Source organism: Oligoflexus sp., assembly GCF_035638955.1.
Taxonomy (GTDB): Bacteria; Bdellovibrionota_B; Oligoflexia; order Oligoflexales; family Oligoflexaceae; genus Oligoflexus.
The window spans coordinates 70,040-88,955 of the sequence record NZ_DASQYZ010000112.1 but is presented as its reverse complement, the minus strand read 5'-3'; the positions used below and the strand labels follow the sequence as shown (position 1 = coordinate 88,955).

Sequence of the window (18,916 nt, the reverse complement as noted above, 5' to 3'; positions counted from 1 at the left end):
GCCACGGCACCTTGGCAAAAAAAGCCGGTTATCCGGATCTTTTGCTGAGGTCATTATGATACTGAACCGTTTGCGCCTTGAAACCAGCCCGCACCATGAGCGATTGGATCATCATCCCCTGATGGTGCAGCTGATGAGCCCCCAGGTTTCACGTCAGCATTATCAGCATATCCTCTGCAAATTTTTTGGCTTTTATCAGGTGCTGGAGCCCCTGCTGGCCCGCCGCACCATGTGGCCCGATCTTGGCATCGACTTTTCAGAACGCCTCAAAACGCCCTGGATTCTGCAGGATTTAACCTATCTCAATGGACCGATCGCCAGACTCGTGCATGCCCCGACTCCTGATTGGTTACAGGACGACGCCAGCGCCCTCGGTGCATTTTATGTTTTGGAAGGATCCACTCTGGGTGGTCAGGTCATCGCACGCCATCTGTCCGACACGCTGCATTTAAACCCCGATCAGGGCCTCGCTTTTTTCTCAAGTTATGGAGCGCATGTGGGTCAACGGTGGAAAGAAACCCGGAAGGCGCTGATGCAATTCTCTGAAAATTCCGGAGCCGATGACGTCATGATTCAAGCTGCAAAAAATTCGTTTCTTGATCTGACAACTTGGCTGGATACGTGAGTGGATTTGCATCCCATATCCTCGGTTCGGCCTCACTCCTGTGCATCTGTGCATCCCCTCAACACCGCGCTATGACTTCCCCTACTCCCGGCATTGCTATGCTACGAAGGGGTGCAGGATTTTTCCCACAGATTGACAAGATGGAGGGCTTGCGTCATATCCTAAGATCTTTCATTCCGGCAGCATGAGACACGCGAGGAATCGACGGTGAAACCTTCCCAAATCAAAGTTCTGCTTGTAGAAGATTTCGAGTTCGACGTCGAAGCCATCGTCCGTGCGCTGAAAGACGAGTATGAAATTGTCGACTTCACCAACGTATACTCCCGCAAAGACTTCATCAAAGCCTTGGAAGACGATTTTGATCTGATTATCAGCGATCATAAGTTGCCTGACTTCGATTCCTTTGATGCCTTTGATCTTTTGCGTGCCTCTGGCAAGGATATTCCATTTATCATCATCAGCGGCGCTATCACAGAAGATCGCGCGGCCCAAACCTTGAAAAAAGGCGCCGCTGATTTCCTGTCCAAAAACTCACTGACTCGCCTGGGATCTGCCACCCGGGACGCACTCGAAAATAAGCGACTGCGCGAGGCTCACGTGAAAGCCGCGCAGGAACTCAGTGATGCGCAGGAGCGCCTGCGTCTGGCCATGGAATCGACGCGCGTCGGCACCTGAGATTGTAGGCCTTTGGAAAATCGTTTCACCTTTTGCCCCCGCTCTTCAGAAGCCCTCGGCCTGCAGGGTGCACTCGATCTCAGCAGCCATGAATTCTTTGCTTTGGTGGCTGATGCCGATCTGGAAAATCTCCAGCAGTCCATCATCAATCCGACGAGCACGCTGTCAGCATCCGTTGATTACGCGGTGGAGTTTCGGTTGAAGGCGCGCGAAGCCTGGATTGACCTCAAAGGCAAAGCCTATTTCGATGGCAACGGGACGGTGCAACGCATCATCGGTATCCTGATGGATATTACCGAACAGAAACGGAAAGAGAATAGCCTCCTCGCTCAAACGCAGCGATCCGAAGCAGCCAATCGCGCCAAGTCCACTTTTCTGGCTAATATGAGCCATGAGATCAGGACCCCTCTCGGAGTCATGCTGGGTTATGCAGATCTACTGCTGAATCCTATGGAGACCAGCAAGGACGAGCAGGGGTAGTTTCTGCAGCGCATCATCAAGAACGACCAGGAACTGGCTCGCCTGATCGATGATATCCTGGATCTGTCGAAGGTCGAGGAAGGTCATATGGAAATCGAAAAGAAATCCTTTGATATCTTTGAAGTGATTCATGACATCACCACCTCGTTCGAGATGAAGCTTCAGGAAAAGGCGATCGAGATCACCAGCTCGATCAACCCGCGGGTGCCTGCCGTGGTTTTTTCTGATCCCAAACGCTTGCGGCAGATTCTGATCAACATCGTCGGCAATGCCGTGAAGTTCACTGAAAAAGGTGGCATTCGTCTATCGGTCGATATGATTCAACGGCCCGAGCAATCAGCCCTGCTGGCCTTTAAAATTGTCGATTCCGGCATTGGCATCAGCGAGAGCAAGGATCTGTTCAAGCCTTTTCACCAGGAAGACGCCAGCACCACCAGACGCTTCGGCGGAACCGGATTGGGTCTGGCCTTATCCAAGGCCCTGGCGCAAACCCTTGGCGGCGATGTGGAGCTTGTGGAATCCACAGCGGGCGTTGGCAGCACCTTCCTGATAACCATTGAATCAGGCCGCATGCTCAGCACGCAGACGTCCATCACTGTTGAAAAACCGAGCGCCCCTGTGGAGCAGACCGGCTTGCCATTGAGTGACATGAAGATACTGGTCGCCGATGATTCGAAAGACAATCAGCTTTTGATTAAGCGCATACTGCAACGCAGCGGGGCTTCCGTGACGACGGTGAGTGATGGCGAACTCGCCGTTCAGGAAGGCACAAGCCATCCTTATGATGCCATTCTCATGGATATGCAGATGCCGATCCTTGATGGTTATTCCGCGACGCGCAAACTCCGCAGCCTCGGCGTTGAAATTCCCATCGTGGCCCTGACCGCCCATGCGATGCAGGAAGAGATGCAGAAGTCATTGGCTGCAGGATGTACGGCTCATCTGACCAAACCGATCGATAAGAGCCTCCTGCTGCATACCCTGACGACTCATACTGAACATCAAAAAAGACATCTTTGACGTGAGACCAGGGTAAATCGATGCAGGATAACCATTCGCCCATCTCATCCTGTCATAAGGTTGACCTCGACAACTGCAGCACCGAACCCATTCATAGACCGGGTTCGATTCAACCTCACGGTGTGTTCCTGGCTCTGGATGCGACCAGTGGCGTCATACTTCAAATCAGTGAAAATTGTCAGGAGCATCTGGAACGCCCGGCGGAGTCCCTGCTCGGGCAGTCCATTGAATCTCTGACGCCAGCCGAAGCCAATGGCCTCTTACAGGCGGCGTTGCAGTCCGATAACTGGCGCAAGACCAATCCAATCGCACGGGCCTTTCATACAACCGACAGTTTGAAATTTTTTAATGGCATTATCCATCGCTCAGACGTCTCGGTGATTCTGGAGCTGGAGCCGAAAGCCCACCAGGACATGATCGATTTCCCATCCTATTATCACAACGTCCGGGAATCCATTCTGAGCCTGCAAAATACCCGGACCATCGATGAGGCCTGCGCCGCTGTCGTGGCCCAGGTTCGGCGTCTTTGCGGATACGATCGGGTGGATCTTTATAAATTTGATGCCGACTGGAACGGCAATGTCATCGCCGAAAGCCGCAGCTCGACGATGGACAGTTACCTGTATCAAAGATTTCCGGCAGGAGATATTCCCGAACGGGCGAGGCGGCTCTATGCGTTGAATTGGTTGCGACTGATCGTGACGGCTGACTATGTTCCATCACGCATCGTGCCCGAGAACAATCCTCGAACGGGACGACCCCTGGATCTTAGCTTTTCCACCCTGCGCAGCTTTTCACCCGTGCATTTGCAGTATCTGCGGGCTCAGTCCCAAAACCCAGGAGCGCTTGTCTTCCATCATGGGACTGAGCGAGCTCATGGATGGACTGACGGCTTCGCTCTTTCAATGTGCCCGCCTCGGCCGTTTTAATATGGCCACAGTTCCGACTGATGTGAACGAAGTGGTGGACAACGCTCTCTTTCGTCTTCAAAGCATGGTGGATGCCGAGCGCGTTGAAATCGTGAGACCGCAAACATTCCCCACGGTGTCCTGCAATCCGGTACGCGTGGGGGAAATTTTTTACAACCTGATCTGCAATGCGATTCAATATAATCAAAGCCCTGCAAAAAAAATCATCATCGCCTGCAGGGATCAGGACATTGAAGGCGATGTTGTGCCGGTTTTCATGGTTCAGGATAATGGCATTGGAATTGAGCCTCGGTTTCATGACAGTATTTTCAAGATTTTCCGGCGCCTGCATCCGCAAAGCGCCTACGGAGGCGGCACAGGCGCAGGTCTGGCCATCGTCAAAAAACTCGTTGAAGGCCATCACGGCCGCATTTGGATCGACTCCAAACCCGGTGAAGGTTCAACCTTCTATTTTACGTGCAGGCGCATAGCTGAAGCATGCTCTGTCAACCATCTGCCCACAGAACACTTTGATGCAATTCTCCTGGTGCTGACCGAACACTTACCTTAGATTTCACTCAGGATCAAACCCAGCATTGGAGATTGCTTTATGAAAACGTTAACAGCTCTGGCCTTGTGTTTAGGGTACGCCTCGTTTGCTCAGGCTCAAGTCGATCTGGACATGAGCAATCCGCTCGACGTGGGTCGCACGCGCTTCGGCATCGATTCGGTGACGTTCAATGGCACTGGCTGTGCGGGCGGCCAGGGCACAGGTTACCTCGTTCAGAATGATATCCTCTGGTTGAAATTCGCCGATGCGCAAACCGCAACATCCGGTCCTGGCACTTCGCTCAGCGCCAGCCGTCGCAACTGTTCAGCTATTATCAATTTTAAAAATAGCAACCGTTCCTATGCCGTTGAATCGGTTGCCTTCTATGTGGAAGCGGATTTGCCCGCCCAGAATGCAGCCAACGTTTCGGTCAACTGGTTCTTTGAAGGTCAAGGTCAGACCGGATCGTTCGCCAAGACCTTGAATGGCGATTATTATGGCGTCTGGACCAATACCTTTGAAGGTGCCGTGTCCGGTGATATCTGGAAACCCTGCGGCGCGGATCGCGCGATGACCGTCAACGGCGCCATCCGGGTTACAGGTCCACGCGAACAGGAATCCAAGGCCCAGTGGCAAATTCTCGGCGTGCGTTTGAAATCACGTTCCTGCTAAAAGACATCGGCCTGGGGCTACCCGCACCCGGGCCTTTTTTTCTGCGTAAATCCCCCCTATTTTCCCACGGCCAAATTTTTGCTTTCTTGTCCATAAGACCCCTTCTTAAACGGAAGTGTCTTTAAATTACGTAGGCTGAAGGATTCGATAAGCCAATAAATTGAGACACGCAGTGGATAGGAGCATTGGAAATGATTGTACAATTCAGCGTCAATCCCATGGACAGCGAACACATCAGTGAGGACATCAGTAAGATCACGGCCTACCTTGACAAAGTAGGACTCGATTACGAAGTCGGACCGATCGGAACCAGCATTCAAGGTGAGTGGGATACGATCATGCCGGTGATCCAAAGATGCCATCAGATGATTATTCGGGATCACGCTCGCGTCCTGACCACCATTACGATTGATGATCACAAGTATAAGGAACACAGCCTGGAGACTTCGGTTGCCTCGGTCTCGGAGCCAGTCAGCATTTCTCTCTAAACTCAGGAAAGGGTTACGCCATGGAAACAGAACCCAAGGTGTCCAGAGAGCTGTTGGAACAGCTGAATGCCCTTTGTCTCCCCCTTAAAAAGGATCAGGATTTTGCGCCGCTCTATGAACGCATCGGCCAGGCGAAGCTCGTCCTGCTCGGCGAGGCATCCCACGGCACGTCCGAGTATTACCGCATGCGAACCACGATCACGAGAAACCTGGTTGAGGAGAAAAAGTTTTCCTTTATTGCTGTGGAAGGGGATTGGCCTGATTGTTTCCTCGTGAACCAGTATGTGAAAGGTCGACTGGACCCTACGCAATCAGCACGTCGCGTTCTATCGGCATTTCGTCGCTGGCCCAGCTGGATGTGGGCCAATGAAGAGATGATCGACATGATCGAGTGGCCCAAACTTTACAACGATCATCAGCCGGAGAAGGCTAAAGTGGGCTTCTACGGGCTTGATGTTTATAGCCTCTGGGAATCTCTATCCACCCTGACCCAGCAGCTTAAAAAGTACGATCCCGAATCCATGGGCATGGTGAATCAGGTTTTTGACTGCTTCAACCACTTCCAAGGCAATGCTCATGAATACGCACGAGCCACCTATTTCAAGGAAACCACCTGTGAAAAGCACGTGCATGGACTTCTGGAGCATCTGAAAACCCGTAAGCTCGTGTTTGATCGCCATGCGGAAGGTCATCTGCAGGCCGAACAGAACGCCCGGGTTCTCAAAAATGCCGAGGCTTACTACCGTGCCATGGTCCGCGGTGGGCCCATGTCGTGGAATATTCGGGATTTTCATATGGTGGAAACCCTGGACGAACTGATGAAGCATCACGGTGAATTGGCCAAGGGGATTGTCTGGGAACATAACACGCACATCGGTGACGCCCGTTTCACCGACATGTTCGACAGTGGGGAGATGAATGTTGGGCAGCTCGTGAGGGAACGTTACGGCGATGAAAATGCCGTTCTGGTCGGTTTTTCTGGCTATCAGGGCTCGGTTATAGCCGCCCGGCGGTGGGAAGCTCCCATGCAGGCCATGCCCTGCCCCAAGGGCCGCGAAGGCAGTTGGGAGGACGTCTTCCATCGGGTCAGCCGCGACAACAAGCTGCTGGTTTTCTCACATGAATTTGCCAGTGATGAAATGCTCGAAGAGCGCGGTCATCGGGCCATCGGCGTGGTGTACCATCCCGAAGGGGAACATCTGGGTAACTATGTCCCCACGATACTCCCGCAACGCTATGATGCTGTGATCTATGTGGATCAAACGCATGCGCTGCATCCTTTGCATCTGCGTCCTCTGCATGACGGGGAGATGGCCGAAACCTATCCTTCCGCCATGTAATTCATCAACCTTTCGAAGTCTTATGGACCTGGCAGGAGCTTGCGGACCAACGGTTCCGCAGGCTGCCAGGCTTGCGCCGACTGCGGATCGAAGTAATAGCGGTAAAAGGCGCCGGCCTTAAAAGCCAGAACATTAGGGCGATCCCAGCTTTCCACACTGAAAACGCCACCGGCTTTGCCATCGCGTCGTGGTTCCGCATAGGGCACATGAAAATGTCCGAATATGCCAAAGGACCCAGGACCGGTTTCCAGCCAAGCATCCACCGCACCTAAAATCTTGTCATGCTCAATCTGACGGTATTGATCCTGAGATCGGGAGACTTCGGATCCCTTGGTGGCCAGGTTATCCATCCACGCTCCTGGCAGCCATCGTGCCACCCCAGTCACCAAAGGGGATTTCACCAGGCGACGAAAGGCTCGGTACATTTTGTGAGAATAGATCAGATCTCCATGAGCCATTTGGATGGTCTCACCCGACTTAAGCCGGATCGTATGGGTCCCCTCGGAGATCACCTGCACACCCTTCCAGGGTAAAGATGCCAGTTTGAACTCGTGATTGCCTTCCAGATAGATAACCTGGGTCCCGGACGCCACGACCTTTTCCAAAGCGCGGCCGATCGCACTGAATTTGCGCTGAAAATAAGGATGCGATCCCAGGCAAAAGTCAAAGATGTCACCCATCAGTACGAGATACTCGACCTCACCAAGGCTGGCGCCTTCCAGTAATTGCAAAAAAAGCTGGCTGCGGTCATCATCAGCATGATTCAAGTGAATGTCTGAAACCACCAGCAAAGACGCCGTCCACAGTGACAATGAAGAGTCCCCCGTTCGTTAAGTCAAGCGATCTGCACAAGATAGCGGGAAACTTCAGGGGTCTCAAGAGGGCCTTGTCAGGCTCCTGCCTCATGGGTTTCACCTTTCGCTTGCGGCCCAACTATTCCCTTGCATTCCCCTAGAGTTTCTGGTTCCTTAGATGAACATAAGGCAAGTATATGCCAAATTGGAGGATAGCCCATGTCGCTCGACATCGAAAGTCAATTGAAAAAAATCGTTGTGAATCAACTCGGCGTTGAAGAAGCGGCTGTTATCAGCAAAGCCAAATTCATCGAAGATCTGGGTGCGGATTCGCTGGACATCGTTGAGCTGGTCATGGCGATGGAAGAAGCATTCGGCATCGATATCCCCGATGAAGAAGCTGAAAGCATTCGTACGGTCGAAGACGCTGTTGGCTACATCAAGAAAGCCAAAGAAGTTTAATTCCGTCCTCCTTTCCCATCGTACTCTCGCAGCAAATGCATCGGAAGGCGTAGACTATGAGCGAACGCATCGGCATTGCCTCCGACCACGGAGGTCGGGTACTCAAGGAAAAGGTGAGCCAGTATCTTCGTTCCCTCGGGCACCAGGTCTTCGACTATGGAGTTCCGGTGGACGACGCGGATTCGGTCGACTATCCAGACTATGCCCAAACTCTCGCCAAAGAAGTGGGCCAGGGCCAACTTCCCCGTGGCATTCTGATTTGCGGGACGGGCATCGGGATGTCGATCGCCGCCAACAAAATCTCTGGCATCCGGGCCGCTCTGGTCTGGGATGAATTCACCGCCCGCATGTCCAAACTGCACAATAACGCGAATATCCTCTGTCTCGGCGAGCGTGTTCTGAATCACGATCGAGCCCTCGAATTCGTCAACATTTGGCTCAATTCTGAATTTGAAGGCAGTCGCCATCAAAATAGACTTGATAAAATTCGTGCCCTCGAACGTTGAGGGTCCACACAAGGACGGCCCCATGAAACCCTGGTCTTCACTGCAAAGCCACGATCCGGAAATCTACCGTCTCATCGAAGCGGAATTCAAACGTCAGGAAGAAGGTTTGGAGCTGATCGCTTCCGAGAACTTCGCGTCCGCCGAGGTGATTGCCACCATGGGCAGTATTCTCACCAATAAATATGCGGAAGGCCTTCCCGGCAAACGCTATTACGGTGGCTGCGAAATCGTGGATCAGATTGAAACGATCGCCATCGAACGCGCCAAGCAACTCTTCGGCTCGGCTAATGCCAACGTCCAGCCGCACTCCGGAGCGCAGGCCAACGCAGCTGTGTTCCTGGCTCTGCTGCAGCCTGGTGACAAGGTCCTGGGCATGGACCTTTCGCACGGCGGTCACCTGACCCACGGTTCGAAAGTGAACTTCTCAGGCAGCATCTATGATTCTCATTTTTACGGCGTCGATCCCGAAACAGAACGCCTGAATTACGATATGATCGCGGCCAAAGCCAAGGAAGTGAAACCCAAGATGATCATCGCCGGCGCCAGCGCCTATACGCGGATCATCGACTTCGGCCTGTTCCGTGAGATCGCCGATTCCGTCGGCGCCTACCTCTTCGTGGACATGGCTCATATCGCGGGTTTGGTTGCGGCTGGTGAACATCCGAATCCGGTGCCTTACGCCCACGTGACCACGACCACCACGCATAAGACTCTGCGTGGACCACGCGGTGGTTTGATCCTTTGGAATGACGAGAAACTGAATTTCAATAAGGCTGTCTTCCCCGGTATCCAAGGCGGTCCTTTGGAGCACGTTATCGCGGCCAAGGCGGTCAGCTTTATGGAAGCGCTGAAGCCGGAATTCAAAGACTATCAAAAAGCCATCCGCACCAATGCCAAGGTTCTGGCCGAATCGCTCGTGAGCAAGGGCTTTAAGCTCGTCTCCGGCGGCACGGACAATCATCTCATGCTGCTCGATTTTTCGAAGACGGAACTGAGCGGCAAGAATATGGAAGACGCCCTGGGCAAAGTCCATATCACCGTCAATAAAAATACAGTGCCGAATGAAAACCGCAGTCCTTTCGTAACCAGCGGCATTCGCATGGGGACACCGGCCCTGACGTCACGTGGCATGGGCCCTGCGGAAATGCAGCAGATTGCGGGTTGGGTTCGGGAAACTTTCGACAACTTCAAGGATGAAGCCAAACTGCAAGGGATCGGAGCTGATGTGATGAAACTCAGCAAACGATTCCCGCTCTATCCCCAATGGAAAGGCTGAAACTTGAAGTGCCCCAAGTGCGATTACCTGGATACCAAAGTACTGGAGAGCCGCGTAAGCGTGGACGGCCGCAGTATCCGGCGTCGTCGTGCCTGCCTCAAATGTCATCATCGGTTCACCACCTATGAAAAGGAGGAGGAACTCATCCTCCAGGTGAAAAAGAAGGATGGCAGCTTCGATGAATTCAGTCGGGAAAAGATCATTCGCGCCATCACCATGGCCTGTCGCAAGCGGCAGATTTCGATGGATCAGATCGAAGCCATGGTGACAGCTATCGAAGCCCAGCTTCGTTCCGAAGGTGACCGCGTGATTCAAAGCAGCAAGATCGGTGATCTGGTGATGAAAAAACTTCGCCAGACCGATCATGTCGCTTATGTGCGCTTCGCCTCCATCTACAAGGACTTCAAGGACCCCGAGGAATTCGTCCGCGAATTGCGCGGTTTGAAAACCAGTCGGGAACCCCCGACACCGGGGAACAATCCTCCGACCACTTGAAAAATAAAGGAAAGCCATGTTTACCGGACTCGTGGAACAGGTCGGTCGCATCCAGAGTATCGAGGAACAGGCTGGTTACAAGGTTCTGACGCTGGCCATCGCGGATGCTGACGTGTATGCGGAAAAGCTGGGCGACAGTATAGCCGTCAATGGCTGCTGCCTGACCGTAACCAGTCGTTCGAAAACTGCGATGTCGTTTGATGTCAGTCATGAAACACTGGCGAAGACCAGTCTGGGGCAGCTGAAAAAAGACTCGCTCGTCAATCTGGAACGGGCTCTGCGCGCCGGAGATCGTTTGGGTGGACATATGGTGGCTGGTCATGTCGATGCCGTGGCAACGGTTCGGAGCATCGATCAGCTGCCCGGCGGTTGGAATATCTGGGTAACGCTGTCTCACGAGCTGGCGCGCTACGTCATACCCAAAGGCTCCATAGCATTGGATGGCATCAGCCTGACCGTCAACGAAGTCAAAGACGAGCCCAAGGCCTCGCATATTCGCCTGACCCTGATTCCGGCGACAATCGAAAATACCAACGTGCAGACCTGGACGCCGGGCAGTTTGATTAATGCTGAAGTGGATATGGTCGGCAAGTATATCGAGCGCATGGCTTTGCCGCATTTTTCGGGGAAGTAAGACGTCAGGGGGCCCAATAAAGAAAGCCTGTCGTGCGACAGGCTTTCCTGAATTCCTAATATAAATTAGGGAGCTTTTGGAGCTTCAGCAGCAGGTGCAGCGTCAGCAGCAGGTGCAGCATCAGCAGCGGGTGCAGCGTCAGCAGCAGGTGCAGTCTTGTCAGCTGCAGCAGCTTTCTTAGCTTTCTTAGCTTTTTTTGCATCTTTCTTAGCGGTTTCTTCGGTCTTGGCCTTAGGGGCTTCTTCGTTAGCCATAACAGGAGTAGCCAAACCAAGAACAACGGCGAACATAGCGACTTTCTTCAACATACTTGCCTCTCTCATTCTCAAAAGCTTGTGTTATCAATTTCTGGAAAAGCTTCACTGAAATTTTCCCAGACCATCATAATCTCGTGTTGGAGCGGAGTTGGCCACGAAAGAAATCAAAATAAATATTTTTTTATACCGACTTTGACGGACTGACTCTGGACATCTCCTCTTGAAGAGAGAGATGCTTGATCTTTTATTCCCGAATATTCAAACAGCAAACGGTCGCTTTTTTTCAAATCCCAATTCGTTGTTCCATTTCCCTAAAAATCTTCTAATAGGCCAGGCTGCCTATTGTCTGCCCGATGAGACCCAATATTTTCGGTCCCAGGATCGGATGAATTTTATCCAGAGTGTCGGTACTGCGATGATAGGCGGGATAATCCAGGTAATCATTCTCAATGAAAAGCACCGCGGGAATTTTCCTATCCAGAAACGGCACATGATCAGAACCCCAGTAATCCAGGCTTTCCGACAGCACCAGCTCGGAATCCACATGCGCTGCGCGGATCTGATCCAGAAAGGGTCGACTGGCTGCCGAGGTTTCGAGCAGACAATCCAGTTCCGCATCCCCGCTATAGCCGATCATATCCATGATAAACACGCTATGAATCTGCTGCGTCCGGCTTTCGCGAAGCCACGCATCGAGCCAGGCGCGACTGCCGAGCATGCCCTGTTCCTCGCCGGAAAACGCGACAAAGATAAGGGTGGCCTCGGGGGGCTGGTCGGCAAAAATGCGAGCCAAAGTCAAAAGTCCAGCGACACCCGAAGCATTATCTTCGGCTCCTGGCGCCTGATCCAAGGGTCTTTCGCTCGTGCTATCATAGTGGGCCCCCACGACATAAACTTCGTCAGGACGTGAGCGTCCGGGCAGTTTTGCGACGATATTGGTGGCCATGCCGCGTGGGGTCGGAAAACTCACCTCTTCGACCTGCAGGCCGGGCAGATTGCGAAAACGGTTGGTCAGCAGGATTCGCGACGCTTCGATTTCCGGGCCATAGGTATAGCGGGAGAACCGGCTCAGTTCATCCACATCACTCCGCCAGGTGTCGGCATCCAAAGCCGCACTGATGGAGTTGATTTTCATCCTGGGATGGGGGGCCAGAGGCAGTTTTTGCACGAGACGCACATTCGGCTGCAGAGGACGCAAGCGGTGGTGATGATCATCAGGCATCACGATCGGCCGCGGGCTTTCGATAACCCTGGTCCGACCTCCACGCACAAGTTCGCGGCTTTGGGCTGGCAGGGGACCGGACCCCTGATAAAAATAAACCATACTCGGTCTGGCGGCAGCCTCGATCACCACGGTGCGCGAACCACCGGGGGTATCCTGCGCTTCCCAACGGTCCATCCCGATGAGAATGCGATCCTCGCCCTCGACCCAATAGCTGCCGGGATGCTTCGCCACCCAAGCCTTCACTTGAGACGCTTCACTCAACGGCGCCAATCCAAAAAAACCCGCACAAAGACAGGTAGCGCTGGTAAATGCCGACAGGAAAACAATCAATCCCTGCAGAATTTGCCCAAAATTCATGTCCCGTCTCCTCACGCCGTTTATGATGTTTATCCATCATAGGGGAGAGGCGACGGGAAATGCTTGCCCGGCCGTCATTCCACGAATTTAAGGGCTTCCTTGAGCCAGTTCGCATTGAAATAAGGGGCATGGGCTGTGCCGTTGACTTTCCAGTATCCAACCTTGGTTGCAGCCTGGCAGTTATCCCAAACCAGAGTATCGGTTTCCGCTCCGCTGACACTCACCAGGTCAAGGGCCTTGGGAGTTTCCCGAACGTCATCACAGGAGCCTCGCTGAACCCAATAATCGATGCCGCTCTGTGTTGATGGCAAACCGCCGCCGCCGGCGAGCGGAACCGTCGGGTCCTGCGTGCCGTGAATCTGCAGGATATTCAGCAAACCTGGATTTTTACAGAGCGCGGGATTGCGAAAAAAGGCTCCGGAAACAGAGATAATGCCGCGCAGAAGTTCAGGATATTCGCAGGCCATGCGATAGCTCATGAAGCCACCATTGGAATGGCCCACGAGGTAAACGCGCGTGGGATCGATAGGGGCCACGGATGCAGCTTCACGAATCAGACCGGCAATATAAGCTGCATCATTCACACCTGTCTGTTCGAAGTCACAGCATTCCGGTGTGGCATTCCAGAAACGATTGCCCTCGGAATTTTGGGTTCCATTCGGTAGGGCGACGGCAATATTCAAGGCATCCCGCTGTTTCGAAATTCCGAAAAAGGTATCGGATTGGGGACCATTACTGGTGTAACCATGCAGGAAAACGACCAGGGGAATTTTCTGGCTCGTGCTGGTGTTGGTTGGGGTCAGCAGCGTCGCAGGCCTGGAGCCGCCGATGGTGAAAGTCTTGGCCAGCACTGGAGTGCTAAGGAACAGAAAGAAACTGAAAAGACAGGTTATCCGTCGAAGCATGGGTTTCTCCTTCCAAGGGGTTTTCTCGGTTCTAGCGGATTCCCCATGCCTTGCACAGAATAATTTTGTGTCGACGGATCGACAAAGGTGAAAACGAAACCCACCGAAGCGGGTTTCGTTGGCAGGATTAAAAGGGCATTGGATAACTTGCCTGGCATTCACCGACCGGAGATTTAAACGTTACAGTGGCGGTCGGCGCTGTGAAATCAGTCAGAGTATAGGCCTTCATTCCATAAGCTGAGAGCGTGATCAGCCGATCATCGACTCGATAAAGACGGTTGATATCCAGGGATCTTCCACCATAAGCCATCTGGTTTTGACAGTAACTGGGGATCAACTCCCGATGCGAAACGCGACCCCGATCCACCAGAGTGTTGCCATCAAAGAACAGAAGCTGAGCGCCGGTAAACTTGATGCTGCCGTAATCAAACAGTTCCACCAAAGGAATTCCAATCAGGCCGCTGGCGCTATCGAAAAAGAAAGCGTGGTGGTCATGGTTAATATCCGAGTTCGATCCACGTGAACCATAGGCTTTGGCATCCAGGCGGCTCATGAGCGTCGGGTCGCTGGTATCGAAGAGCGAGACCTGCACGCCCTGCACCTGACCGGTGGTGAAGGCATCAAATCCCACACCTAAAAGACGGCCAGAAGCCAAAGGATGCATGTAGGTGGAGAAACCGGGTATCTTGAGGCCACTCAGCATAGCCGGCGCTTTGGGATCAGTGATGTCAAAGGCAAAGAGCGGGTCCGTCTGCCGGAAGGTCACCACATAGGCCGTATTCCCCACATAACGCACCGACCGAATATCTTCATTGGTCCCAAAATTTTCCACGCTGCCGATCACATTCAAACGTTGGGCGGCTGTATCCTGCTCCAGAATATAAAGGTGATTTTGCGCTTCATTTCCGCCGTTTGACCACATAAAACCTGTGCTCGTCGCGATCACCAGATTTTTCCCGCCATTCATGCCATGCAGGGCCCAACGGTCCTTGATACGCCCGCGTACCTCACCATCAGCCAGCGGATTGAGCGCGCCCGTGGCGCCATCAAAACCGATTTGCTGAATCAGAACCTTTTCATCGACGCTTCCGATCCAGACCGGGCCGCCCCAACGCTCCTCAAACCACTTCACCTGGGTTTTCAAAAGATAGAGGGAGTCGGTGGTCATATAAATTTCACCGCCTTGCCCAATCACACCCAAATTCTGCGCTGCGGTTTTTGGATTCACGGTATCCAGCGTCAGAACCTTGGAAATACCCGTGTCCCAATCCGTCATTTTCCGTTTCACAAAGTTCTGGCAAGGAACGCCATTCAGATTCTGACCGTCCGTTTTAACAGCGGAATCGCGGCTGGTTTTGCCCCAGTAACTCGCAAAGTATTCCTGGGCGCGTTTATCGGAAGCCCATTCTTCATCCGCGAAATCCTCGAGTGTGACGGGAACCGTTTCCATGGCGACCTGATCGCTGACCACGAGGACCAGTTGATTCTGCACCAAACGGCTATCCAGGTAGGTCCCTTCGACAAAAGACTCGGACAGGAGAACAGGCAGCTGACCCACTGCTGTTTGATACACAGCGATTTTAACTTTACCGCCATAGCCGTAGCCGGGAAACGGCATCGATGCATCAGCAGGCGCTGCGGGCTCAGTCGACCCTGGGATGACCTTGCCGTTACCACTTTCATTGGGATCTCTTACCGTCTGGCCCACCACGATGAGTCGATCATTTTTGGTAAAAAATTGTGGGCTATACCAGGCGGAAACATCCAGGCTGCCTTGAAGCTGCAGCGTGGTGCGATTGATGATTTGGATTTGACCAAAGCTGTGCGCATAGATCTGATCGCGACCGATGCGATAACGATCGGCCTCGTCCACGCCGGCTTCCTGAACATTGGTCAGAGTATCGGTGCTGCCTGTGGAATTGCCCGCCGCTTCCGGAGCTGACGACGGAGCTGACGACGGGGCTGCTGCATCCGTTGTCGCTTCTTCACGCCCAGTCACGATATCCTTATTGGGAATCAGCATGGACGCAATGCTATCGCTGATGCTGGCACGTTGCTGAATCCAGCGCTGCTTGACCGATTCATTTAAATCCGCAGCCAGGACTTCGCAATTTTCATAGAGCGCCATGCCCTGCCGAATCTCTGGCTGAAGTAACGCCATGCGCTGGGCCTCCAGGCGCGCATTCGTTACATAACCCGAATCATAAGTTTTGTCCTTGTCCTGGCTGGACTTATCAAATAAGCCGCAAGCGGTCAGGGACAAAAGGCTGAAACTCAAACCTAAACTGTTGGTAAAAGCTCGTCGGATCATGCTGGCCTCCTCACGTTGCCTGGATGAGGACTTTACGGCAGAAAACGGGGGGCCAGGAGGCCAAATCCGCACTTTCCGTATTCTGGTGTATTCCAATCCGCATGAAATCAGGAATACAGAAAAACTGACAACAGGTTCATTTTGTTGACAGTCCAGGGACCCCCCTTCCAGGGCGGGTCAAGTCCAGAATACAAAACCGTCGTGAGACCCGCTTGCCTATTCCTGTGTTAATTTGAAGACTTGCTGTTCTGGAATACGCTTTGACTTGCAACCCATCAATTTTACAATGAAATTTTTTACTCAGGGGATTTCGCAATTCTTCCGAGAATACAGATGAACAGCGAGGACCCGAACATGAATCAGGGACCCAGCATCTATGGTTACACGAACTACCGCCTCTTCCTTGCGGACTACTATCAGTTTCGCAAGGAGAGCAAACGGGGCTATAGTTTCCGGCAGTTTTCTCAGGCTGCCGGGTTCAGTGCGCCCAATGTCTTGAAATTGGTCATGGATGGCCAGCGCAATATCAGTGGACCGTCATTGGAAAAATTCATTCAAGCCCTGAGCCTGACGGCAGGGCCCGCCGAGTATTTTCGCTGTCTCGTCGCCATGAATCAGTCGGACGATGATGAACAGCGGGCGGCTTTCTATGAGAAGCTGAAACGCCTGACCCCTTCCTCGCGGCGCTACGAACTTGAAAGTGATGCGGTGGAATATCTGAGCCACTGGATTTATCCCGTGCTGCGTGAGATGGCTTTGCTCGATGGCTTTCGGGATGATCCCTACTGGATTCAAAGGCGATTGAATGGTCGCATCGAACTCAAAGAGATCGTGGCGGCTTTGAATTTTTTGAAGAAAAAAGGCTTCATTGAAAAACGCCCGGATGGGCAGTTTACAGTGAAGGATGATATTGTCATCAGCAGCGATGAAGTGAAGAGCTTGGCCATACGTACCTTTCATCGGCGCGTTTTGGAACAGGCTATCGAGGCGCTCGAGGACTTGCCTCTCGATCAGCGCGAATATGGGGCTTTGATCTTTCAGCTGCCCGAAGAGGCCATGCCGGAACTCAAAGCAAGGCTTAAAAATTTTCGCAAGGAACTGCACCAGTGGGCCCTGGAACAAAATCAGCAGACCCAGGAAAAGGCCGTGGTGCAACTGAATCTGCAAATGTTTCCTCAGACCAAGGGATCCGACTCATGAGACACCTTTTACCTATGGCTCTCAGTCTTTTGCTTTGCCACTGCGGTACGGAAGTGGGAAATGGTGTGGCTCCAACGGAATCGACGTCACCCGAAGGCACTACGAACGATGCAGGGGTCCCAACGTCCGCCCCCCAGGCTGATGGCAAAGAAACAGTGAATTATGTGTTATCGACGTCATTTATTGCGGCTTGCGCATCACCGTTTGCCGAGTCCATCGAAGGCACATTTGCCAATAGCGCGGCCACAACCGTGTTTACCGTGACACTGGGCAATGATGGAAAGAAAACGGTGGCTCGATCCGATAGCTCGACGATCTTTGTCCTGACACCAGCACCAGGCTCCGGAACCTATGCGATTGAGGCCTTGCCTCATTCGCCCCAGGTGACCTGCAGCGCCGTGACGAGTCAGACTTTAAATGACGGGAGTGTGCAGCGGAGTATGACCCTTAGCAGTGGCACGCTGGTCCAGTGGACCCTGAGCGCCGGCAAGGTGGTCAGCATGAAACTGACAACAGCTGCGATGGCAGAAGAATCATGGACGAAGCGCCCATGATGGGGGCACGCCAGGTCATGGATTTTTGAGGGCCAGCGTACAGCTCTGAACCAAATTCACCGAACCCAATGGCGTTGAGGTCAGGATCAGCTGATACCTCTCGCCTTCTTCGAACGCCATGGTGATGGCTTTCTTGCAAATTACGCGCAAATGCGTGTTGATATCCCCAATCGAAAAAGGCGCACCTTGCACTTCATTCTCACCCTCCAGTAAACCCACGATAATAGGACTGTTCGCCTCGCGATCCATGGTGACTTCACGAATCTTCGTCCAGTTCCAGACGCGAACGTCAGGAGCAGGCGCAATCGTTGGCAAAGGGGTTGGCGTTGGAGTGGGTATGGGCGCAGGAATCACCGTAGGTAAGGGCTCAGGGGTGACAGTCGGAATTGGGGTCGGGGTCGGAGTTGGGATCGGCGTCGGTGAACGGCTCACTACGGGGATAATAGGAACCACTTGTGGCGCTGGATCCTTGCTCGAACTCTTATGATGGTCGCACGCCTGAGCCAACCAACCCAAGGTCAGAACGATAACCGGATAAAGTTGCGATACCTTCAGAGGATGGAATAACACGTCCAGGTTCCTTTATTTCTTCAAGGATTTCTAAGCGCCAGAGTGCAACTCTGCACGATATGGGTTTGGCCAGATTTTTTGGCGGTCAGCATCAGTTCATATTTGCTGCCGTTTTCAAAGGCCTTGAAGATGGCGTCGTAGCATATTTGGCGGAGATGCGAATGGAGGTCTCCAATGGATAAAGTTGTCGTCACAAGGGCTTCATCATTTTTCACAAAGCCCTTGAGTATGGGATTCCCGCTATGGCTTTGATCGCGATTGACCGAGATCTCGCGAATCTGGGTCCATTGCATGGATATGGTATCCGTCGATTGGCTCATCGAATGGCTGGAATAGATGGAACCTAGGGCAATCATTACGAATGAAATCTTGCGCATGTGAAACTCTCCTGCGTCATGAGATTCGCGATCCAAGCGGCTACCAATAGAGGACGGACCACAATGGGTTTTCTTGCATCGTGGTGAATACCATGCCGCCGAAGCGGGTTAAACCCCCGACTTTCCATGGACAGAGCCCTGAATCTGGGCTAGGATGCGGGCATCAGACAAGCAATGCTATTTTGTCGCATATGCGTGATCTTTGACAACCACGTTTCCTTCGCTCAGCCTCGGA

At 52.8% G+C, this 18,916-nt stretch carries 23 protein-coding genes; 16 read left to right on the top strand and 7 right to left on the bottom strand.

Features of this window, described 5'->3' with window-relative positions; all coding sequences use genetic code 11:
* The first annotated feature begins 55 nt into the window (after positions 1–55).
* From VE954_RS10920 to VE954_RS10880, 9 genes are all read left to right on the top strand, one after another.
* On the top strand, positions 56–625 hold the full coding sequence (locus VE954_RS10920; protein ID WP_324952581.1) for a biliverdin-producing heme oxygenase: 570 nt from the start codon (positions 56–58) through the stop codon (positions 623–625).
* A gap of 207 nt (positions 626–832) precedes the next feature.
* On the top strand, positions 833–1,300 hold the full coding sequence (locus VE954_RS10915) for a response regulator (protein ID WP_324952579.1): 468 nt from the start codon (positions 833–835) through the stop codon (positions 1,298–1,300).
* Positions 1,301–1,312: 12 nt separating this feature from the next.
* A complete protein-coding gene (locus VE954_RS10910) occupies positions 1,313–1,780 on the top strand; it encodes a histidine kinase dimerization/phospho-acceptor domain-containing protein (protein ID WP_324952577.1) in 468 nt (155 codons plus the stop codon).
* A gap of 87 nt (positions 1,781–1,867) precedes the next feature.
* Positions 1,868–2,800, top strand: coding sequence for a response regulator (locus tag VE954_RS10905; RefSeq protein WP_324952575.1), 933 nt, complete (start codon positions 1,868–1,870; stop codon positions 2,798–2,800).
* A 20-nt stretch (positions 2,801–2,820) separates the two neighbouring features.
* Positions 2,821–3,729 carry a hypothetical protein gene (locus VE954_RS10900; RefSeq protein ID WP_324952573.1) on the top strand — a complete coding sequence of 303 codons (909 nt, stop codon included), beginning with the start codon at positions 2,821–2,823 and terminating at the stop codon, positions 3,727–3,729.
* On the top strand, positions 3,677–4,279 hold the full coding sequence (locus VE954_RS10895; protein ID WP_324952571.1) for a sensor histidine kinase: 603 nt from the start codon (positions 3,677–3,679) through the stop codon (positions 4,277–4,279). The genes VE954_RS10900 and VE954_RS10895 overlap by 53 nt, the downstream gene beginning before the upstream one ends.
* 39 nt (positions 4,280–4,318) lie before the next feature.
* Positions 4,319–4,930 carry a DUF4360 domain-containing protein gene (locus VE954_RS10890; protein WP_324952569.1) on the top strand — a complete coding sequence of 204 codons (612 nt, stop codon included), beginning with the start codon at positions 4,319–4,321 and terminating at the stop codon, positions 4,928–4,930.
* Between the two features lie 191 nt (positions 4,931–5,121).
* Complete coding sequence (locus VE954_RS10885) at positions 5,122–5,418, top strand: thiamine-binding protein (protein ID WP_324952567.1); 297 nt, start codon at positions 5,122–5,124, stop codon at positions 5,416–5,418.
* Between the two features lie 20 nt (positions 5,419–5,438).
* Positions 5,439–6,758: an erythromycin esterase family protein gene (locus tag VE954_RS10880; protein WP_324952565.1), complete on the top strand. Its 1,320-nt coding sequence runs from the start codon at positions 5,439–5,441 to the stop codon at positions 6,756–6,758.
* A gap of 20 nt (positions 6,759–6,778) precedes the next feature.
* Here the strand turns inward: VE954_RS10880 and VE954_RS10875 are convergent, their stop codons facing one another.
* Positions 6,779–7,570, bottom strand: a complete 792-nt coding sequence (locus VE954_RS10875; protein WP_324952562.1) for a UDP-2,3-diacylglucosamine diphosphatase — start codon at positions 7,568–7,570, stop codon at positions 6,779–6,781.
* A gap of 201 nt (positions 7,571–7,771) precedes the next feature.
* Here VE954_RS10875 and VE954_RS10870 point away from each other — a divergent pair, with 201 nt between their 5' ends.
* The 5 genes from VE954_RS10870 to VE954_RS10850 are packed head-to-tail and all read left to right on the top strand — an operon-like array spanning position 7,772 to position 10,925.
* Entirely contained in the window at positions 7,772–8,014 is a 243-nt protein-coding gene (locus VE954_RS10870; RefSeq protein WP_141731038.1) for an acyl carrier protein, read from the top strand.
* A gap of 56 nt (positions 8,015–8,070) precedes the next feature.
* The gene (gene rpiB / locus VE954_RS10865; protein WP_324952560.1) at positions 8,071–8,520 is read left to right on the top strand and encodes a ribose 5-phosphate isomerase B; all 450 of its coding nucleotides are present in this window, start codon (positions 8,071–8,073) and stop codon (positions 8,518–8,520) included.
* Between the two features lie 22 nt (positions 8,521–8,542).
* Positions 8,543–9,796, top strand: a complete 1,254-nt coding sequence (gene glyA / locus VE954_RS10860) for a serine hydroxymethyltransferase (protein WP_324952558.1) — start codon at positions 8,543–8,545, stop codon at positions 9,794–9,796.
* Positions 9,797–9,799: 3 nt separating this feature from the next.
* The gene (gene nrdR / locus VE954_RS10855; RefSeq protein ID WP_324952556.1) at positions 9,800–10,291 is read left to right on the top strand and encodes a transcriptional regulator NrdR; all 492 of its coding nucleotides are present in this window, start codon (positions 9,800–9,802) and stop codon (positions 10,289–10,291) included.
* 16 nt (positions 10,292–10,307) lie between these two features.
* Positions 10,308–10,925 carry a riboflavin synthase gene (locus tag VE954_RS10850; protein WP_324952553.1) on the top strand — a complete coding sequence of 206 codons (618 nt, stop codon included), beginning with the start codon at positions 10,308–10,310 and terminating at the stop codon, positions 10,923–10,925.
* Between the two features lie 65 nt (positions 10,926–10,990).
* On the opposite strand, the gene VE954_RS10845 is transcribed toward VE954_RS10850, so the two are convergent.
* The 4 genes from VE954_RS10845 to VE954_RS10830 form a co-directional block, all read right to left on the bottom strand.
* The gene (locus tag VE954_RS10845; RefSeq protein ID WP_324952551.1) at positions 10,991–11,233 is read right to left on the bottom strand and encodes a hypothetical protein; all 243 of its coding nucleotides are present in this window, start codon (positions 11,231–11,233) and stop codon (positions 10,991–10,993) included.
* A 271-nt stretch (positions 11,234–11,504) separates the two neighbouring features.
* Positions 11,505–12,764 carry a M28 family metallopeptidase gene (locus VE954_RS10840; RefSeq protein WP_324952548.1) on the bottom strand — a complete coding sequence of 420 codons (1,260 nt, stop codon included), beginning with the start codon at positions 12,762–12,764 and terminating at the stop codon, positions 11,505–11,507.
* Between the two features lie 74 nt (positions 12,765–12,838).
* Positions 12,839–13,669 (bottom strand): alpha/beta hydrolase family esterase, encoded by an 831-nt coding sequence (locus VE954_RS10835; protein ID WP_324952546.1) that lies wholly within the window; start codon positions 13,667–13,669, stop codon positions 12,839–12,841.
* A gap of 127 nt (positions 13,670–13,796) precedes the next feature.
* A complete protein-coding gene (locus VE954_RS10830; RefSeq protein WP_324952544.1) occupies positions 13,797–15,980 on the bottom strand; it encodes a beta-propeller domain-containing protein in 2,184 nt (727 codons plus the stop codon).
* Positions 15,981–16,334: 354 nt separating this feature from the next.
* Here VE954_RS10830 and VE954_RS10825 point away from each other — a divergent pair, with 354 nt between their 5' ends.
* A complete protein-coding gene (locus tag VE954_RS10825) occupies positions 16,335–17,180 on the top strand; it encodes a TIGR02147 family protein (protein ID WP_324952542.1) in 846 nt (281 codons plus the stop codon).
* Positions 17,177–17,734 (top strand): hypothetical protein, encoded by a 558-nt coding sequence (locus VE954_RS10820; RefSeq protein ID WP_324952540.1) that lies wholly within the window; start codon positions 17,177–17,179, stop codon positions 17,732–17,734. The genes VE954_RS10825 and VE954_RS10820 overlap by 4 nt, the downstream gene beginning before the upstream one ends.
* A gap of 15 nt (positions 17,735–17,749) precedes the next feature.
* On the opposite strand, the gene VE954_RS10815 is transcribed toward VE954_RS10820, so the two are convergent.
* Together VE954_RS10815 and VE954_RS10810 are read right to left on the bottom strand one after the other, a co-directional pair.
* The gene (locus VE954_RS10815; protein WP_324952538.1) at positions 17,750–18,304 is read right to left on the bottom strand and encodes a hypothetical protein; all 555 of its coding nucleotides are present in this window, start codon (positions 18,302–18,304) and stop codon (positions 17,750–17,752) included.
* A 20-nt stretch (positions 18,305–18,324) separates the two neighbouring features.
* Entirely contained in the window at positions 18,325–18,681 is a 357-nt protein-coding gene (locus VE954_RS10810; RefSeq protein ID WP_324952536.1) for a hypothetical protein, read from the bottom strand.
* Between the last annotated feature and the right edge of the window lie 235 nt (positions 18,682–18,916).

Excerpts from the sequence above, each read along its gene's own strand:
- VE954_RS10820 (WP_324952540.1), top strand. The coding sequence starts at position 17,177 with ATGAGACACCTTTTACCTATGGCTCTCAGTCTTTTGCTTTGCCACTGC.
- VE954_RS10885 (WP_324952567.1), top strand. The coding sequence starts at position 5,122 with ATGATTGTACAATTCAGCGTCAATCCCATGGACAGCGAACACATCAGT.
- glyA (WP_324952558.1), top strand. The coding sequence starts at position 8,543 with ATGAAACCCTGGTCTTCACTGCAAAGCCACGATCCGGAAATCTACCGT.
- VE954_RS10810 (WP_324952536.1), bottom strand. The coding sequence starts at position 18,681 with ATGCGCAAGATTTCATTCGTAATGATTGCCCTAGGTTCCATCTATTCC.
- VE954_RS10840 (WP_324952548.1), bottom strand. The coding sequence starts at position 12,764 with ATGAATTTTGGGCAAATTCTGCAGGGATTGATTGTTTTCCTGTCGGCA.
- VE954_RS10825 (WP_324952542.1), top strand. The coding sequence starts at position 16,335 with ATGAATCAGGGACCCAGCATCTATGGTTACACGAACTACCGCCTCTTC.
- VE954_RS10830 (WP_324952544.1), bottom strand. The coding sequence starts at position 15,980 with ATGATCCGACGAGCTTTTACCAACAGTTTAGGTTTGAGTTTCAGCCTT.
- VE954_RS10870 (WP_141731038.1), top strand. The coding sequence starts at position 7,772 with ATGTCGCTCGACATCGAAAGTCAATTGAAAAAAATCGTTGTGAATCAA.
- VE954_RS10905 (WP_324952575.1), top strand. The coding sequence starts at position 1,868 with ATGGAAATCGAAAAGAAATCCTTTGATATCTTTGAAGTGATTCATGAC.
- VE954_RS10920 (WP_324952581.1), top strand. The coding sequence starts at position 56 with ATGATACTGAACCGTTTGCGCCTTGAAACCAGCCCGCACCATGAGCGA.
- VE954_RS10845 (WP_324952551.1), bottom strand. The coding sequence starts at position 11,233 with ATGTTGAAGAAAGTCGCTATGTTCGCCGTTGTTCTTGGTTTGGCTACT.
- VE954_RS10895 (WP_324952571.1), top strand. The coding sequence starts at position 3,677 with ATGGATGGACTGACGGCTTCGCTCTTTCAATGTGCCCGCCTCGGCCGT.
- VE954_RS10880 (WP_324952565.1), top strand. The coding sequence starts at position 5,439 with ATGGAAACAGAACCCAAGGTGTCCAGAGAGCTGTTGGAACAGCTGAAT.
- rpiB (WP_324952560.1), top strand. The coding sequence starts at position 8,071 with ATGAGCGAACGCATCGGCATTGCCTCCGACCACGGAGGTCGGGTACTC.
- VE954_RS10835 (WP_324952546.1), bottom strand. The coding sequence starts at position 13,669 with ATGCTTCGACGGATAACCTGTCTTTTCAGTTTCTTTCTGTTCCTTAGC.
- VE954_RS10900 (WP_324952573.1), top strand. The coding sequence starts at position 2,821 with ATGCAGGATAACCATTCGCCCATCTCATCCTGTCATAAGGTTGACCTC.
- VE954_RS10890 (WP_324952569.1), top strand. The coding sequence starts at position 4,319 with ATGAAAACGTTAACAGCTCTGGCCTTGTGTTTAGGGTACGCCTCGTTT.
- VE954_RS10850 (WP_324952553.1), top strand. The coding sequence starts at position 10,308 with ATGTTTACCGGACTCGTGGAACAGGTCGGTCGCATCCAGAGTATCGAG.